Here is a 16,486-nt window from a genome sequence, read left to right as displayed (position 1 = left end):
AAGGCAGAATTAGTATCCGGGGTTCTGAGTCAGGCCCGAGTTCACGTCGATTTCCGACTGCGGCACAGGCAGCACAATGTTGAAGGGTTTCACGCCCCGGTACTTCAGCAGTTCACCGGTGCGCTTCATGTCAAACCACCGGTCGTTTTCGAAGGCCAGCTCGTACTTGCGCTCGCGCCACACGGCCGTTTTGAAGGCATCGGCGCTCAGGCCCGAAAGGTCTTTGGCGCTGGCCGTGTTGATGGGCAGCCCGAAAGCCCGGCGGCGTACTTTGTTGATGGCTTCGTAGCCTTCCGCGGTGGGGCCGGCGGCCTCGGCCAGAATCAGGTACACTTCCGCTAGGCGCAGCACCGGAATGTTCAGCTCCGAGTCCCAGATGTTGGTATTGTTTTTACCCACAAACCACTTTTTCACGCCATAGCCGTTCGGGGAGCCGGGCAAGGAAGACGGCTGCACCCGGCCATCCGGATACGCGTCGCCGGGCTTCCAGATGGTCACGTCGCGGCGCAGGTCGCCGGGTTCGTAGCCCGCCACGAAATCGGGCTCCGGAATGTTAAAGCCGTAGCCGCCCTGGGGCACAATGCCCTGGCCGCGGGGGCCCATGAACTCGTTGCCCACAAAGCCCAATCCATCAAAGGTGTATTGGTTGCGGCCCGCTACGTACTGCACCTCAAACAACGACTCTTTGCCGTTCTCGGTGGCTACCTTGAAGTTGTCGCCGTAGTTATCCCAAAGGCTTTTACCGCTCTGCGAAATCACCTCGCGGGCCCGCTGCGCGGCGCCGGCCATGTTGCCCTGCGTGAGGTACACCTTGGCCAGCAGGCCGGTGGCAGCCCACTTGGTGGCCCGGCCAATGTCGTCGCCGCTGTACGAAGCCGGCAGGTTGCCAATGGCATCGGTCAGGTCCTTCACAATCAGCTCATACACCTGCGCGGCGGGCGTGCGGGGCACGTTCACCTCTTCCAGGGAGGTAGGAGGGGTAGTAAGCAACGGCACATCGCCGTAGGCGCGCACCAGGTCAAAGTAGTACTTGGCTCGCAGGAACTGGGCTTCGCCAATGCTGCGCTTCTGAATAGCGGCATCAATGCTCATGCCGGGTACCTTCTGCAGCACAATGTTGGCGCGGCCAATGCCAATGTAGCAGCCGCCCCACAGGCGGGTAATCAGGGGGTTGGTGGTCGGGATGTTGTAGAAATCGAGCTGTTGCTGCTCAATACCGTCGCCGCCGCCGCCGCCACCGGTCGTGGAAAGGTCGGAGCCGATATCACCGATGCCCCACAGCGCGTAGTTGTACTGCCCGCCCTTGCCTAGCTCGCTGTACACAGCGTTGGTGGCCTGAATGGCGTCCGTAGTGGTTTTGTAGAAGTTAGCGTCCGTAACCTGGTCGGTCGGCTCTTCGGAGAGGAATTCCTTGCCGCAGCTGGAAAGCAGGCCCAGCGTAAGCAGGAATGTACCGCAAGCGTATTTATTGAATAATGACATGGGAAGGCTGATTAAAGGTTAGAAGCCCAGATTGAGACCTACCAAGAACACGCGCGGCTGGGGATAAACGCCCAGGTCGACGCCACGGGAGCCCACCTCAGGGTCGTAGCCAGTGTATTTGGTCAGCGTCAGCAGGTTTTGGGCACTTGCGTACACGCGCAGCTGCTTGGCCGCCACGCGGTCGAGCAGGCCTTGCGGCAGGGTGTAGCCTAGCGTGAGCGTTTTGATGCGCAGGTAGGAGCCATCTTCGAGGAAGTAGCTGGACACGCGTAGGTTCTGGTTTGGGTCGCCGGCAATGGCGCGGGGCACATCGTTGCTGGTGCCTGGGCCGGTCCAGCGGCCTAGCACGCGGGTGCTGCCGCTGCTGTTGCCATACAGGGGGCTCTCCAGGATGTAGCGGTTCTGGTTGTAAATATCATTGCCCTGCGAGCCTTGCAGGAACATGTTCAAGTCAAAACCACCCCAGGTAACGGTGTTGTTGATGCCGTAAGTGAAGTCAGGGTTGGGGTTGCCGATGAACGTGCGGTCAGAGGCATTGATTATGCCGTCTGGCACGCCATCGGGGCCGCTCAGGTCCTTAAAGCGAATGTCGCCGGGGGCCGCGCCGTTTTGGGTGGCGTGGGCGTCAATATCTGCCTGCGTCTGGAACAGGCCATCGGCCACGTAGCCATAGAACGAGCCGAAAGGCTGGCCGGCATCGTAACGCACGATTACGCCGCTTAAGGCACCTAGTCCGTCATAGGGCTGGCCTACACCCAACGATTCGAGCTCGGTTTTGTACGCCGACACGTTCAGGGTAGTGGTCCAATTCAGGGCCTTGCCTGTTCCTTGTATATTGCGCGAGGTAAAGGAGAAGTCGATACCGCGGTTGTAGGCGTTGGCCGCGTTGCGGTTTACGGCCTCGTACGTACCTGACACCAGCGACACTGGCACCGGCGCAATCAGGTTGGGCGAGGTACGGTCGTAGAGGTCGATGGTGGCCTCGAAGCGGTTTTCCAAGAAGCCCAGGTCGATACCGATGTTCGTCTGGTTGTTGGTTTCCCAGCGCAACTGGTTATTCGCCAGGCGGGTAGGCGCCGCACCCGTCTGGATGGTGCCGTTCGGGCCAAATGGGTACTGAATCTGGGAGTTGATGGCGAAGAGGTAGGCGAAGCGGCCGGCATTGTTGGGGTTACCCACCTTGCCGTAGCCGGCGCGCAGCTTCAGGTTGCTGATGAAGCTGTTATCCTTCATGAAATCCTCCTCCGAAATCCGCCAGCCGGCCGATACGCCAGGGAAGAAGCCGAACTGCTCGCCGGGCTCGAAGCTACCCGAGCCATCGAGGCGGGCAATGGCCTGGAACAGGTACTTGCCGGCAAACTCGTAGTTAACCCGCGTGAAGTAGCTGGCCAGGTGCGAGGTAGGGTTGATGATACCGGCGTTGGCCAAAGATGTGTTCAGCGGGCCCGTATTGATTACCTGCAGATCATTGCGCAGGTAGCCCGTGCGGTACGCCTCTACGTTGCTGTAGTTAAACCACTGCGCCGACTGGCCCAACAGTACCGTTACCTGGTGCTTATCGCCGAACAGGTGGTCGTAGTTGAGGGTGTTTTCAATCAGGTAGCTCGGCGCATAGGAGGCCGTAGCCGAAGCACCCGCCAGGTTGTAGCGCGTGCTGTACACCTCATTGCCTACCCGCAGCTCCGGAATGGTGGGGCGGAAGGAATTAAAGTTGTCGAAGATGAAGTCGGCGCCCACGTTGGTACGGAAGCGCAGGCCTTTTACTGGCTCGAGTTCAGCGAAGAGGGTAGTAAGCGCCCGGTTGCGGGTGAAGCGCTGGTTGTTGAGGGTAGCCGCCACAATGGGGTTTTCCTCAATAAAGTTATCCTGCTGGCCGCGAGGCTCATAGTAGTAGCCATCGGGGCGGAACACCGGAATGATGGCCGGAATACGGAGCGTGTGCTGCACGGTGCCATACTCACCGCTGTTGCTGGTAATCTGCCGGTCGGAGAGGTGGGTGAGCGAGATGCTGTTGCCCAACTTCAAGACCTTATTCACTTGCACGTCACCGTTGGCCCGCAGCGTAAACCGCTCGAAGTTAGACCCCACGATGGTACCATCCTGCTGGAAGTAGCTACCCGACACCGCAAAGCGGGCTTTCTCGCTGCCGCCCGTGGCCGAAAGCGAGTAGTTCTGAATAGCCGCGCGGCGGAATACCTCATCCTGCCAGTCGGTGCCTTCGCCTAGGGCGGCGGGGTCGCGCAACCGGTCTACCACAATGGCGTCGCCGTTAGCCAAGCGGTTTTCGTTGTTAATAACGGCGTACTCTTGGGCGTTCAGTAGGCTCAGCTTGCGCCATACTTGCTGCACACCCCGGTAGGCATCTAGGTTGATGGTAGATGTACCCGCCTTGCCGCGCTTGGTCGTGATAATTACTACCCCGTTAGCGGCCCGCACCCCGTAGATAGCCGTGGCCGAAGCATCCTTCAGGATGTCAATGGTTTCGATATCGTTGGGGCTGATAGCGTTCAGCTGGTTTTCACCGCCTTCTGGCAGCGGAAAGCCATCCACTACATACAGCGGGTTGTTGTTGCCGGCGGAGGTAATGCCGCGCACCCGGATGGAAGTACCGGCGGCGCCGCCCGGTGCGCCCCCGTTTGAGGTTACCGTAACGCCAGCTGCCCGGCCTTGCAGGGCCTGGGTAGCGTCCGCCACGGGCTGAGAGGCAATTTCGCGCGCCGACACCGAAGATACGGCGCCCGTTACGCTGCCGCGCTCCTGTGTACCGTAGCCTACTACTACCACCTCGCTCAGGGCGCGGGTGTCTTCGGCCATGGTTATGTTCAGGCTGGTAGTAGCACCCGTGATGGGCACCTCACGGCGTGTAAAGCCTACGTAGCTGATAATCAGGGTAGAGTTGTCCGGGGCGTTCAGGGAGAAGCGGCCATCGGCATCCGTAGTAGTACCTATGGTGGTACCCTTCACGATGATGGTAACGCCCGGCAGTGGGTCGCCGTTGCCCTGGGTGATGCGGCCCGAAACCGGTACATCAGCCAGCACAGTACGGCTGCTGGCAAACGTTGTGCTGGCATCGGGGCCGGCAGCAGATGGAGCAGCCACCGCCGGAAGGGTGGGCAGCCCGCAGGCCGCCAGCCACATTGCCCGGCGCAGCGCCTGAGTGTAGAGGTGTTGATTCATGGGTTTGTGGGAATTGAGGGAAGTAAACGCTGATGCTTCATTAGCTACAAAACCGGCCGTTGGGGAGGCTCGGCTACCAGGCAAGCGTATGCAAAAAAGCAAGGGCAGCAGCTACTGAACGATGGCTTTAGGATACCAAAAAAGCTGCTGAACGAGGAGCGAAATCAGGTGTGCATCGGGGAAATCAAGCACACTACTTATGGATAGCAGAAGCAGGAAGTAGGTAGTCTCTTGCACAGCCCCCTAGCGACGGGGAGGAGGGCAAAGAAGACCGAAACGACTCAGGAACCTTACCTAGCACTTCCGGCTAAAGCTCGAGAAGTACAGTAAGGTAGGGGAGAATGCCCAAATATATCCGTCCGTGGTGAGGAAAAGCAATAGCAAAAACAGGCAATCAAGCCTGTTTAGGCGGTTTTTGACTTTACCACACACGTAGGCTATACACTTACCTCACACTTAAAAGAAGGAGATTATGCCCTGAATCAGCCAGTAGAGGAGTTACTACGCAAGGCTGGCAACACGTAAAAAACAATCAAAAAAACACTCCTCTTTCTTAACTTTCTTACACTTATAGCCATAGTAAGCTGTTACTCACTCACCGGTTGCAATGGCTATTCGCCATACAGGCACGGGGAAGGCTAGATCCAAGGCTAGCCTTCTACAATGCCAGAACCCTACCGCCGGAACTCACTTTGTGGGGAGTGTTTCCGTCGGAATTCACTAGGCGTACCGGCAGCCGCAACTGCTCCTGACGACGCGGCAAGGAGGCTATGCCGATACAGGAGGGTTGATGGCTGATAGGTACCTAGGGAGCTAGGCTTGGTTGGCAGTTTCTTCTGAAGTGGCTTCTTCGGGTTCGGCGCCGGTGGCGTCCAGCAGTACGTGTGTCCAGCCTTCGTTCTCGTCGAAATCGGGGGCGTAGCGGCGGCGGCGCATGGCTTCCAGTACTTTCTGGCTGAAGCTCCAGCAGGTACCCTGGCGCAGATCCAGCATCCTGGAAAGCTCCTGCGAAGAGTAATTGCCTTTGTGCGTGCAAATTAGGAACACGGCATAAAAGGCCTTGATAATCGAGAACTTACATTTTTGCAGCAGCGTGTAGGCCGTAGCCGACTCTACGTAGCGGCACTTGGTGCAGCGGCGGGAGTGGGGCTCGCGCCCATCACAGTACTTCTCATGGCCACATTTGCGGCATTGGTAGCCATCAGCCCATTTCAGGTTGGCCAGGTACACTAGGCACGCATCTTTATCCGGATAAATCTGGCTGAACTCGCCGAAATCAACCTCTTTGGAAAGCACCCGCGCCGTTTTTACCTCCTGTAAGTCGCGCTGCAGGTCTGTGTTTAGTTTCTCAATGGCCGCCGACTGCAGGGCCAGCAAGCCATTGGCGTGCAGCAGGTCGCGGTTCTGGGCGGCTATGGTATCGCTCTGCTGGCGCAGTTCCTCGGTGCGCTGGGCTACCAGGCTTTCGAGTTCGGAGTTGAGTTGGTCCTTCAGGTCTTGGTTGTGCTGGAGCTGCTCCACTAGCTGCTCCTGCACTTGGTGTTTTTTGCGCAACTGCTTCACCAGCTTGGCCTGGGCCCGGATGGTGGCGTCTTTTATGCTCTTTATTTTCTCGCCGAGGGCATAGGACAGTACCACCACCTCAATCACGAAGGCCACGTTCATGCTGTACACCGTGGCGGTGGTGGTGAACGTATTGATTCCTAGCTTTCTCAAGATAAGGAACACTACGCTTACGGCTACTAGAGCGTGGGCTAGCAGAAAGAAGCGTGCCGCCCGCTGTCCGCGCTGCCATACCCGGAAGGCAGCGTAGTACATCATGCCGTAGGGCAATAAGTAAAACCAGAACCCCCAGCCCGAGTTCAGCCACAGGCCGTCCATGAGCAGGCCCACCACGCTTAGCAGCACCACGCCGCGCAGCCAGGGGTCGTACTGGGGCAGGCGCTGGGCCGTATCGAGGAACTGCCGGGCGTAGTAACTGAACGTCAGCAGCAATAGAATTGGCGAGCCCGCAATAATCAGGGAATTTACCTCCGGCTTATCGGGCCACAAGTACTGAAACCCGAGGCCATCCTCAGAGAGAAACACTAGGCTGCAGCTGAGCACGTACAGCACGTAACGCAGGTAGGTTTGCTCGCCAATGAAGAGGTAGAGGCACAGGTTGTACACCACCATTATCAGCAGCACGCCATAAAAGCCCCCCAGCAGGCCGTATTCGGTCTGGAAGTGAACGGCCAGCACCTGCTCGGTACGCAGGCGGGACAGGAACGTAGTTTTGGAGGTAGACGTCAGGCGCAAGTAGTACGTCTGCGACTCGTTGGCCTGCAACGGCAGCTTGAACAGAAAGTTTTTGTAGGGAAACTTGCGGGTAGCCAGCGGTAAATCGGCGCCAGTGGTGATGGGCGTGGTGCTGTTATCTGGAAAGAACTGTACTCCGTTCAGGTGGGAGTCGAACATTTCCAGGTACCAATGCTGACTTAATGGGCCCTCGGCCTTTACTACCAGGCGCAGCCAATAGGCCGCCCCAATGTTGTCCATGGTGGTGGGCAAGGTGTTGCCAGGCCGGAACTGACGAGCTATGCCGGGTTGGCGCACGTCGGAGATAGTGAGCTGACCGGTAGGGTCTTCCAGCACACTATAGTAAGAAGGTTCAATAAACAGCTCCTCCAACTCAGCCCGAACCCGCAGTGTATCAGCAGGTTTAGCCTGAGCCGGGAAGCTGACCAACTGGATCAGGAACAGCAGGCTGCTCAGCGTCAGGAAAGATAACCAGGTAGCCCGACGCGGTGGGAAGTGGGAATTCACGAGCTTCATGGTGCTTCAAGGTAAGCAAAAGCAGGCGCCTTCTACTATTGGCCGCCCGCTCCGCCCGCGGCCGACGCTGGTACAAAGCGCAGCCAGGCCAGTTGCTGCACGGGTTCTTCTACCAGTACGCGCAGCGTATGCCGCCCGGCAGGTAGAGCAGGGGTAGTAAGGGAAACCGTAGACCAGGCAGTGCCCGCAGTAACAGTAGCTGAGCCCAACGGGAGCCCATCCAGCTGCAACGCCAACCGGCCCGGAGCTGCGCCTGGCTGCACGCGCATTTCCACGGTATAAGTACCGGCATTTGTTACTGTTACAGTATAGGCAAGCCACTCCGTACTAGCTATGTTATCAACCACAAACCCATTCGGAGCCTCCGTACCAGGGCTGATATCAACGCCATCGTTGCGGTAGGCGCCGCCTTGGTTGGTAGGAGCTAGGTTGCGGAAATCGGTGCGGGCCGAGTAGGTGTCGTGGTAGGCTACGCCGTCGCGGCCCAGGTCGTAGTCGGTGGCCAAGATGGTACCGGGCACGATAAGGGCCGCAAAAGGAGCCTGGGCGCCAGCAGGTTGCGTGAGAGCCGCTATGGCATCCCGGTTGGGCTGACAGTTAGCGAACTTGATGTTTTCCAGCAGGGTAGCGCGTCCTTCGGGCGTGAGAATACTGCCGTAGGGCTTGATGCGCAGCAGACTGGTACCAGCATCTACGCGCTTCACGTTCCAGTGGCACCAGCCAATGTTCTGGGCGTTAAGCCCCTGCACCGCTGCGGCAAACCATTCGTTGGAGTTTTCCCCGGTTTCGCCTACCCACACCGGCACCTGCCACCGGTCACGAAAAGCCACTAGATTGGTAATCAGGTTGATCTGGTTCGGGTTAGGGTCGGTTGCGTCAGCAGTATTGGGGCACCAGTAGCGGTGGGCGTTATAAACGAGGTTGGTTTTGTCTTTGATGGGAAGCTTGTCGGGCGTGAGGTTGGTGTATTCATTACCGTAGCCATTGCCTTCCACCATCACCAAGTGCTGGTCGTTTTGGGCGCGCACGGCGTTGATGAGCCGCGCATACAGCACCTGAAGCTCCTGATTATCAGCCGACATACCATTAGCGGCATTCAGGTTATGCGGCTCATTAATTAGGTCGTACATGGCAATGCGAGGCTCCTTGCGGTAGCGGGCCGCCAGCTTTTCCCACAGCCGCACCGTCATGTCCTGATAGAGCAGGCGGCCTTTGTCGTCCTGGCGCTTCCACAGGTCCAGAGGCTGGAAGTTGTCGTTGATGTTGCGGTCGGTGCCCTGGCCACCGGGCGCGGCGTGCAGGTCCAGAATCACATACATGCCGTTGGCGGCGCACCACTTCACTACCTCATCAATGAACCGAAACCCATCCAGGTTCTTGTCTACAAACAACTTATCGGCATCATACCACGTGCTTAAGCGCTGCACATACGCCGTTAGTTTCTGCTGATTCTGGGGCTCCCGAATTACCTCGGTGCGGGCGCGGCGATGCTCCGGGGTCAGGAATAAATCGTAGTGAAAGGGTAGCCGTACGGCGTTAAAGCCTTGTTTAGCAATAAATTCGATGTCGGCTTTGGTGATGAAGTTCTGGCGGTACCGGCGGTAAAAGTCCTCCATTTCGGCCTCTGGCATAGTTCGGAGTAAGCCCTGCTTGATGCGCCACTGGCTGTTGAGCGTATCGGTTTGCAGAATATAGCTTTCCTGGAGCAGCCACCCGCCCACGTTGAACCCGCGCAGCACTACCTCCCGGCCGTTTTCATCTATTGTTTTGGGCCCAGCGGCCCGCAGCCAACTCAACCGCGGAGTGGCGTGGGTAGCAAGCGCGCCCAGCAAGAGCAGCAGCACGAGAAAGGGGTGAGTACATCGGGCCTTGCTCCGGGGAGGTGGGAGCAGTGTGGGGCAGCAGCTCATCAGCGTAAACTATTAGAAACAAGTAGTTTATGTGGGCATCTGAAAGAAAAAAACAGGGCAAAGATGCTCCGCCCCGTTTCCGCTCTTTTTCACACCCAATAATTTGATTAGTAGTAACTACCAAGCCCTATATCCGCATCGTAGGAGCACTTTGCATTAAGGAAATCCGAAGGAACGGCACCTTGGTGCTCTTGCGCTACCTAATGCGTTGGCCTTAAAGCTCAACGGCCCAGCGCCAAAGCAGACCTAGCCACCAGATGAGGGGTTTGCGAATACTTGAAGGCTAGGGAAGAAGCAAAAACCTGGCGCGGCTGATGCGAGCCGAGTGGCGAGCAACCGAATAGGCGGCACCCCTATTTTCACGCGGGCAGAGAGGAGCTGCGACGTGGTGTGCTCTGATCAAATATAGGTGTACTAGTGCAAGAAAAACAAGCTGCAAACGGCCTCTGCGCGGCGTGAGCAGCGTTTTTACATTGTCGCACACTTGCCGCTATACACTTACAACACACGCAAAATTGCCTAGGCTCATCAACGGCATAAAGCTCGCCTGTGAGCTAGCGGCGGCTAAAAAACACGAGGAAAAGCCGGTGGATTCGGCAAATATTTTTAGCTGTCTGTCGTATTCGTTGCCCGGAGGCTCGCCCGGCAAACATTTACTGGCTTAAACTTGTGTTGGTGCGAGAAACAGCCCGTTCTTCGTACTGTTACCCCTTTACTATTTATTGCTGCCGCGCCCCGCGGCTTGTTTTATTTTTCTGCCGTGTCGCGTTCCAAATCTGCTGCTCCCAAACAACCCGTGGCCATAATCGGGGCTGGCATTGGGGGCATTGCCACTGCGGTGCGCTTGGCGGCGCACGGGCACCGCGTGACGGTGTTTGAAGCGCAAGAGTCGTTTGGGGGGAAAATGCACCAGCTGGAATTGCCCGGCGGCTACCGCTTTGATGGCGGCCCGTCGCTGTTCACCTTGCCGCACCTCGTGGATGAGCTGTTCCGGTTGGTGGGCCGCGAGCCACAGGACTACTTCCGCTACCAGCGCCTCGACCCCATTACGCAGTACTTTTTTGCCGATGGCACCCGCCTCACAGCCTGGGCCGACGCCCCCCGGTTTGCCCAGGAGGTAGAGGAGAAGCTAGGCGTGCCGGCCTCCGAGGTGCTGGCATTTCTGGGCCGCAGCGGCCGCGCCTACGAGGCCACGGCCGGTACGTTTCTGCAAAAGTCGCTGCACAAAGCCGGCACCTACCTCAGCCCCGAGGTACTGAAGGCGCTGGCAGCGCTGCCGCAGCTGGGCCTCACGAGCACCATGCACGAGCGCCACACTGCCGCCTTCGATGACCCGCGCCTGGTGCAGCTCTTCGACCGGTTTGCCACTTACAATGGCTCCGACCCCTATCAAGCCCCCGCTACCCTCAGCCTAATTCCGCATCTGGAGCATGGCCTAGGTGCCTATTACCCCGAAGGCGGCATCTATGCCATTGCGCAAAGCCTAGTGAAACTAGCCGAGGAGCTGGGCGTGCAGTTTCACTATCAGGAGCCAGTCCTGGAAATTCTGACCGCCGGCAAGCATGTAACCGGGGTGCGCACCGCCAAAGATGTATACGACTTCGGTGTGGTAGTCAGCAACATGGATGTGGTGCCAACGTACCGGCGCCTGCTTCCGCAGCAGCCTGCCCCGGAAAAAACGCTGAGCCAACCCAGGTCTTCTTCGGCGCTGATATTCTACTGGGGCATTGGGCGGCGCTTTCCGGAACTGGGCGTGCACAACATCTTTTTTTCCCGGGATTACAAGCGCGAGTTCGAGGCCATTTTCCAAGAGAAAACCATTTCCGACGACCCGACCGTGTACGTGAACATCACCTCGGGCCACACGCCTACCGATGCGCCTGAGGGCCACGAAAACTGGTTTGTGATGGTAAACGTACCACATGACCAAGGCCAGGACTGGGCCGCACTGGTAGCGCAAACCCGCCGGGCGGTGCTGGCCAGGGTCAGTGAGGCGCTGGGTACCGATGTGGGCAGCCTGATTCGGGCCGAGCACATCTGGGACCCGCCGGGAATTGAAGCACGCACGTCTTCGTTCGGGGGTGCGTTGTATGGAAGTTCCAGCAACAATGCGCTGGCAGCCTTCCTGCGCCACCCCAATTTTTCAGGACAGCTAGCCGGGCTGTACTTTTGCGGGGGCTCCGTACACCCGGGCGGCGGCATTCCACTGTGTTTGCTTTCAGCCCGTATTGTCTCTGATCTAGTTAAAAACTAAGCGCTGAAACATGATAGGGAGAGGCCGGAAGTTGATTTGTGCATAACCGGCCGGCTGCCTCCCTCTTATTGTTTGCTTTTTTCTCCCCTCATGACTGAACCAACTCAAGAAATGCCCCCAGTTACTACCCCGTCCAGCGAGGTGTACCGTCGGCGTTTGCGCTGGGCTCAGGGCATCTTGCTGCTGTTCCACGCCACGGGGCTGCTAGGCCTGGCTTTCTCCCAAGACCCCAGTTTTTTCCTGCAGTTCGTGCCGCTCAACCTGCTGCTGACGTTGGGCCTGCTGCTGGCGTTCCAGCCGCGCCGCACGGCCGCGTTCTGGAGCTTTTGCGTGGTGGTAATGGTAGCGGGCTTTTTCGTGGAGGTGGTAGGCGTGCGCACCGGCCTGCTGTTCGGGCACTATGAGTACGGCGCTACACTAGGCCCCAAGTGGCTAAACGTGCCTCTTATGATTGGCGTCAACTGGTTAATGCTGACGTACACGGCGGGTATTCTGGCCCGCTACCTGCCCATTCCTAACTTTTTGCGGGCCGTAGTGGCAGCCTTGCTACTGGTGGGCCTAGATGTGTGCCTGGAGCCGGTAGCGGTGCAGTATGATTTCTGGAGCTGGCAGTACGACATCATACCACTGCTGAACTTCAAAGGCTGGTTTGCAGTTAGTTTGATCCTGCAGGTATACTTCAACCGCGTCGATTTTGTGAAGCGTAACCCTCTGGTTCCGTTTGTGTACCTGGTGCAACTGCTGTTTTTCTTCGCGTTGGGTATGCTGGCGTAACTGCACTGCGGCGTTAGCTCACAGCCAAACGCGCCTCACTCAGAACCAGCCTAGTTTTATCCTTCCCATGGAAGAGCTTTTACACCATGAACTCCTGGACCGTGCCACCGCGCTTTTTTCGGCGGTAGGCGTGGGCATTTTGCACGATGAGCAGCTAGCCGCTGCTCTCGACCTGACCCCGCCGGCCTTCCGCGAGCTGTTCGGCAGCAAGGCCGCTGTGCTATGCTTGGTAACCCAGCGCAACACCAACCGGCAGCGCCAGGAGCACGAGCAGTTGTTCGCCCATCTGGCTACTCCGCTTGAGTGCTTGCTCGGGCTGCTTAATCACAGCCTGCAGGAACTGCGCCTGGCGCCTAACTACGACTACCATGTGGTACGCGAGCAGTATCCGGAAGCCTGGAAGCTGATGCAGGACTACATCAACGGGTACTCGTTTCCGCTCCTGACGCGCCTGATAGAGGCCTCGGTGCAGGAAGGCTACCTGCGGGCCGATCTGAACCCGCGCCTGATTGCGCATATCCTGCTTTCGCAGTTCAGTATGCTGCTCAACGACCAACTGTTTCCGCCGGCGCAAACCAACCTGGCCGAGGTATATCGCAACCTGTTCTTCCCGTACGTGCGCGGCCTGTGTACCGAGGCGGGTCTGCAGCTGGCAGCACACCATTTCGCTAAGCTTTAAGCCAATACACATCCTACTAAATCAAGAAAGCGGGCCCGAAAATCAGATAGATTTTCGGGCCCGCTTTCTTGGGGTTTGGGCAGCAACAGGACCTAGCTGATGGACACGCGCACTTTGGCAGTGTACTCGCGCAGGGCCGTTTTGAAGTCGGCACCGGTATCCTGCATGTGGTTGAGGATGAAGATGGCGGCAAACACGTGCGTGAGCTGCTCGCCTTCGTCTTCGCCTTCTACCTCAAAAGCTGGTGCTTTCTCTTCCAGAAGCGCTTCTTCGGCGGCAACTAGGCTTTCCAACGTCTGGGTTTCTACCAGGCGCTTGATCACGGGCATTTTCATGGCGGCGCAGGCTTAGTTGAGGCGAGAAATCAGGCTGGCTACGGCCTCTTCTTTGCTGGCGGCCACGGTATCTACCAACTCGCCGTTGCGGAACACGGCAAAGAATGGCAGGTTGGTTACGCTAGCTAGTTTGCGGGCCTCAGGGCTGGTTTCGGCGTTTACATCCAGGAAGGCAATGCCTTCGTTGGCTTCGGCCAGGCGCTTGAACTTAGGTGAAAACAGCCGGCAGTTACCGCACCAATCGGCGTAGTATTTCACCACTACTTTTTCGTTTTCCTGCAGTAGTTGTTGAAAATCAGCGTCGGTGGCTTTCGTTACGGACATTGTATGGGTTGTTGGTTTCAAAACGCAATCAGCAGATAAGAACGATTCTTATCTGCTGACAAAGGTAAAGCCCGAAACGGACAAAAAAGTTTGTTTTTGCTCTAATTCCGAGCTAACCAGCCGGATACAGCCAACCGTACTAGGCCCGCACTTGGTCCGAACCCTGCCAGATAACCCGCGTTCATCTACGTGTTTAAACTGCTGTACTGCATGCATGAGGCCGGAGCTAAACAGGCTTTACGCTTCAGCCAGACCTAGTGCGCACCAACCTATACCTCACTCTACCACAGCTTTTTACAGCGTGGCCTTTCTTCTTATGCAAACCATCGTTTTCTTCGGCGACTCGCTTACGGCTGGCTATCAGCTGCGGGCCAGCGACTCGTTTCCGTCCCGCATTCAGGAAAAAATCGACGCCCTTCGGCTTCCGTATAAAGCCCACAACTACGGCGTGAGCGGCGAAACTACCGCCGGCGGGCGCCAACGCATCGGCTCGGTGCTCAGCCGCTTTCCAACGATTGACGTGTTTGTGCTGGAATTGGGCGCTAATGATGGACTGCGGGGCATCCCGGTCCGCGAAACCACTCAAAACCTGCAGTTTATTCTGGATGAAGTGCGCCGTCAACACCCCGAGGCCCGCGTGGTGCTGGTAGGGTTGGAGTTCCCCTTCGACCTAGGGCCGCTGGCTACCTTGGGTGGCGGCCGCATGGGCCACTACGCCCAGGAGTTTAAGGCCTTGTTCCGGCTGCTGGCCGAGAAAAATGAGCTCGACTTTGTGCCCTTCTTGCTGCACGGTGTCATCGGGCAGCGGCACCTTAACCTGCCCGATGGCGTGCACCCCAACGCCGAAGGCCAGAAGATTCTGGCCAATAACGTGTGGGCCGTGCTGGAACGGGTTCTGACGCCGTAAGGACCTAACAACCTATCAAGTAACGAACAAAAGCCCGTTGAATTGAGCAAGCTGCTCAACCCAACGGGCTTTTTACTAGGCACCAAAGCGCCGTGAACCTACTTACGCCTTATACATCCGCTCGTAGTACTCCGTAGCCATGCGGTGCGACTCGAACTCGGGCTCTACCTCACGCATACCGGTTTTTACTACCTCCAGGAATTTCTCCGGCTGGTCGTAGTACAGCGGAATGATTTCGTTCTGGAGTACATCCAACAGGTTGGTGGCCTCGATGTCATCCTTCACGTGGTCGGGCTGGTTGATATCGGTGTGCTCCACAATGAAGCCGTTTTCGCCGTGGCGCACGAACTCCGGAATCCAGCCGTCGGCGATGCTCAAGCTGGCCGAGGCGTTCATGGCGGCCGTCATGCCGCTGGTGCCGGAAGCCTCGCGGGGGTAGCGCGGCGTGTTCAGCCAGATATCGGAACCCTTCTTGAGGGCCGCCGACAAGGCTAGCTCATACCCCGTCAGTACGGCGCAGTTGTTCAGGTTCTTGGTCTTCTCGATGATGCTGTTAAACAGACCGATAGCGCCAAAGTCTTTGGGATAGGGCTTACCCGCCCAAATTACTTGCACGGGGCGGCCAGCTTGGTTTACAATTTCCAGGAACCGCTCAAAGTGGCGCAGAATCAGGTCGGCGCGCTTGTAGCCGGCAAAGCGGCGGGCCCACACTACGGTCAGCACCTCAGGGTCGAGCAGCGTACCGGTTTGGTCCGCCACGATATCGAAGAGCTGCTTTTTCAGCTCGCGCTTGCGGGCCTTCAGGGCTGCGTCGTCGTTGGCTACTAACGCCTCGTGCAGGGGCTGGTCGCGCCAGTAGGTGCCGTTCTGTGAGTTGGTGATGGCAATAATCGGACTGATGCCCTGATAACCTCCCCACATGTCGTTGGCTACCTCGCCGTGCACCTTCGAAACGCCGTTCGAAATACGGGCAAAACGCAGCGCCGTGAGGGTGTAATTCAGGCGCTCATTTTCAATCAGACCTAGGCGACGCACTTCCTCCAAGGGCACGTGCCCGAAGAACGACATGTCGTGCAGCAGCTTTATAGGGTGCTCCTCGTTGCCGGCCAGCTCGGGCGTATGGGTCGTGAAAACCAGACGCTTCTTTACTTCCTCGAGGTTGCGACCGTGCTTGTCGTAGAGGTAAAACGCTAGGGGCAAGCCATGGCCTTCGTTGAGGTGGTAGATGTCGGTGTGGCGACCCAGCAAATCAAGCAGTTTGCCACCACCTACGCCCAGCAGAATGCTTTGGGCCACGCGGGCTGCCGTGTCGGCGTCGTAGAGGTGGTGCGAGATGGTACGCGAGAGGTAATCGTTCTCCGGAATGTCGGTGGTCAGGAAGAACATGGGCGCCGTCCCGAACGTGTCGGGGGCCAGGTACAGGGCCTTCACCAGCACCTGCGCGTTGTGAATTTCGATGGGGAACACCAGGCCGGTATCCTGCAGGAAGCTGTAGTGCTTCAGGCGGAAATCGGCGCGCATGCTCTGGTCTTCGTTGCGGCCCTGGTCGTAGTAGCCGAACGACCACAGGATGCTGATGCCCACTAGGTTCTGCTTGAGCTCATACACAGAGCGCATGTGGGAGCCGGCCAAAAAGCCGAGGCCGCCGGAGTAAGTTTTCAGCGCCTGATCCAGGGCGAATTCCATAGAAAAATAAGCAGCCGGAGTGCTGAACTCCGGTGCGGGGGTGTACATCTTCAGATCAAATGCCATAAAGCGCGGTGGGACTAGGGGTAAGAGAAGGCGGAACCTCCGCCAATACGAATGCGCGTACGAATCCGTACCCAAAAA

At 57.8% G+C, this 16,486-nt stretch carries 11 protein-coding genes; 4 read left to right on the top strand and 7 right to left on the bottom strand.

Translation table 11 applies throughout. The features are described 5' to 3' along the window. Window positions 1-9: 9 nt before the first annotated feature. The 4 genes from ACYVHC_RS08300 to ACYVHC_RS08285 all read right to left on the bottom strand — a co-directional run bounded on the left by ACYVHC_RS08300 (window position 10) and on the right by ACYVHC_RS08285 (window position 9,317). Window positions 10-1,482, bottom strand: a complete 1,473-nt coding sequence (locus ACYVHC_RS08300; RefSeq protein ID WP_460613226.1) for a RagB/SusD family nutrient uptake outer membrane protein — start codon at window positions 1,480-1,482, stop codon at window positions 10-12. An 18-nt stretch (window positions 1,483-1,500) separates the two neighbouring features. Further along, window positions 1,501-4,659 carry a SusC/RagA family TonB-linked outer membrane protein gene (locus tag ACYVHC_RS08295; protein ID WP_460613225.1) on the bottom strand — a complete coding sequence of 1,053 codons (3,159 nt, stop codon included), beginning with the start codon at window positions 4,657-4,659 and terminating at the stop codon, window positions 1,501-1,503. 813 nt (window positions 4,660-5,472) lie between these two features. Next, window positions 5,473-7,473 carry a 7TM diverse intracellular signaling domain-containing protein gene (locus ACYVHC_RS08290; protein ID WP_460613224.1) on the bottom strand — a complete coding sequence of 667 codons (2,001 nt, stop codon included), beginning with the start codon at window positions 7,471-7,473 and terminating at the stop codon, window positions 5,473-5,475. Between the two features lie 35 nt (window positions 7,474-7,508). After that, window positions 7,509-9,317 (bottom strand): cellulase family glycosylhydrolase, encoded by a 1,809-nt coding sequence (locus ACYVHC_RS08285; protein ID WP_460613223.1) that lies wholly within the window; start codon window positions 9,315-9,317, stop codon window positions 7,509-7,511. Window positions 9,318-10,143: 826 nt separating this feature from the next. Between ACYVHC_RS08285 and crtD the strand changes: the two genes are divergently transcribed. The 3 genes from crtD to ACYVHC_RS08270 all read left to right on the top strand — a co-directional run bounded on the left by crtD (window position 10,144) and on the right by ACYVHC_RS08270 (window position 13,090). Then, entirely contained in the window at window positions 10,144-11,637 is a 1,494-nt protein-coding gene (gene crtD / locus ACYVHC_RS08280; protein ID WP_460613222.1) for a 1-hydroxycarotenoid 3,4-desaturase CrtD, read from the top strand. A gap of 90 nt (window positions 11,638-11,727) precedes the next feature. Then, window positions 11,728-12,411: a carotenoid biosynthesis protein gene (locus tag ACYVHC_RS08275; RefSeq protein ID WP_460613221.1), complete on the top strand. Its 684-nt coding sequence runs from the start codon at window positions 11,728-11,730 to the stop codon at window positions 12,409-12,411. 67 nt (window positions 12,412-12,478) lie between these two features. Further along, window positions 12,479-13,090 (top strand): hypothetical protein, encoded by a 612-nt coding sequence (locus tag ACYVHC_RS08270; RefSeq protein WP_460613220.1) that lies wholly within the window; start codon window positions 12,479-12,481, stop codon window positions 13,088-13,090. A 92-nt stretch (window positions 13,091-13,182) separates the two neighbouring features. Here the strand turns inward: ACYVHC_RS08270 and ACYVHC_RS08265 are convergent, their stop codons facing one another. Continuing rightward, a complete protein-coding gene (locus ACYVHC_RS08265) occupies window positions 13,183-13,425 on the bottom strand; it encodes a DUF6952 family protein (protein WP_460613219.1) in 243 nt (80 codons plus the stop codon). A gap of 12 nt (window positions 13,426-13,437) precedes the next feature. Further along, window positions 13,438-13,749: a thioredoxin family protein gene (locus ACYVHC_RS08260; protein ID WP_460613218.1), complete on the bottom strand. Its 312-nt coding sequence runs from the start codon at window positions 13,747-13,749 to the stop codon at window positions 13,438-13,440. Between the two features lie 316 nt (window positions 13,750-14,065). On the opposite strand from ACYVHC_RS08260, the gene ACYVHC_RS08255 reads away from it, so the two are divergent. Further along, window positions 14,066-14,656 (top strand): arylesterase, encoded by a 591-nt coding sequence (locus tag ACYVHC_RS08255; RefSeq protein WP_460613217.1) that lies wholly within the window; start codon window positions 14,066-14,068, stop codon window positions 14,654-14,656. Window positions 14,657-14,758: 102 nt separating this feature from the next. Here the strand turns inward: ACYVHC_RS08255 and glgP are convergent, their stop codons facing one another. Then, complete coding sequence (glgP, locus tag ACYVHC_RS08250) at window positions 14,759-16,408, bottom strand: alpha-glucan family phosphorylase (RefSeq protein ID WP_460613216.1); 1,650 nt, start codon at window positions 16,406-16,408, stop codon at window positions 14,759-14,761. Window positions 16,409-16,486 lie beyond the last annotated feature (78 nt).

This window comes from Hymenobacter seoulensis (genome assembly GCF_054780535.1).
Note: the sequence above shows the minus strand (reverse complement) of the source record. Positions and strands in the feature narration are given on the sequence as shown.

Coding starts and splice junctions, on each gene's coding strand:
- ACYVHC_RS08300 (WP_460613226.1), bottom strand. CDS start 1,482: ATGTCATTATTCAATAAATACGCTTGCGGTACATTCCTGCTTACGCTG.
- ACYVHC_RS08295 (WP_460613225.1), bottom strand. CDS start 4,659: ATGAATCAACACCTCTACACTCAGGCGCTGCGCCGGGCAATGTGGCTG.
- ACYVHC_RS08290 (WP_460613224.1), bottom strand. CDS start 7,473: ATGAAGCTCGTGAATTCCCACTTCCCACCGCGTCGGGCTACCTGGTTA.
- ACYVHC_RS08275 (WP_460613221.1), top strand. CDS start 11,728: ATGACTGAACCAACTCAAGAAATGCCCCCAGTTACTACCCCGTCCAGC.
- ACYVHC_RS08270 (WP_460613220.1), top strand. CDS start 12,479: ATGGAAGAGCTTTTACACCATGAACTCCTGGACCGTGCCACCGCGCTT.
- ACYVHC_RS08265 (WP_460613219.1), bottom strand. CDS start 13,425: ATGAAAATGCCCGTGATCAAGCGCCTGGTAGAAACCCAGACGTTGGAA.
- ACYVHC_RS08260 (WP_460613218.1), bottom strand. CDS start 13,749: ATGTCCGTAACGAAAGCCACCGACGCTGATTTTCAACAACTACTGCAG.
- ACYVHC_RS08255 (WP_460613217.1), top strand. CDS start 14,066: ATGCAAACCATCGTTTTCTTCGGCGACTCGCTTACGGCTGGCTATCAG.
- glgP (WP_460613216.1), bottom strand. CDS start 16,408: ATGGCATTTGATCTGAAGATGTACACCCCCGCACCGGAGTTCAGCACT.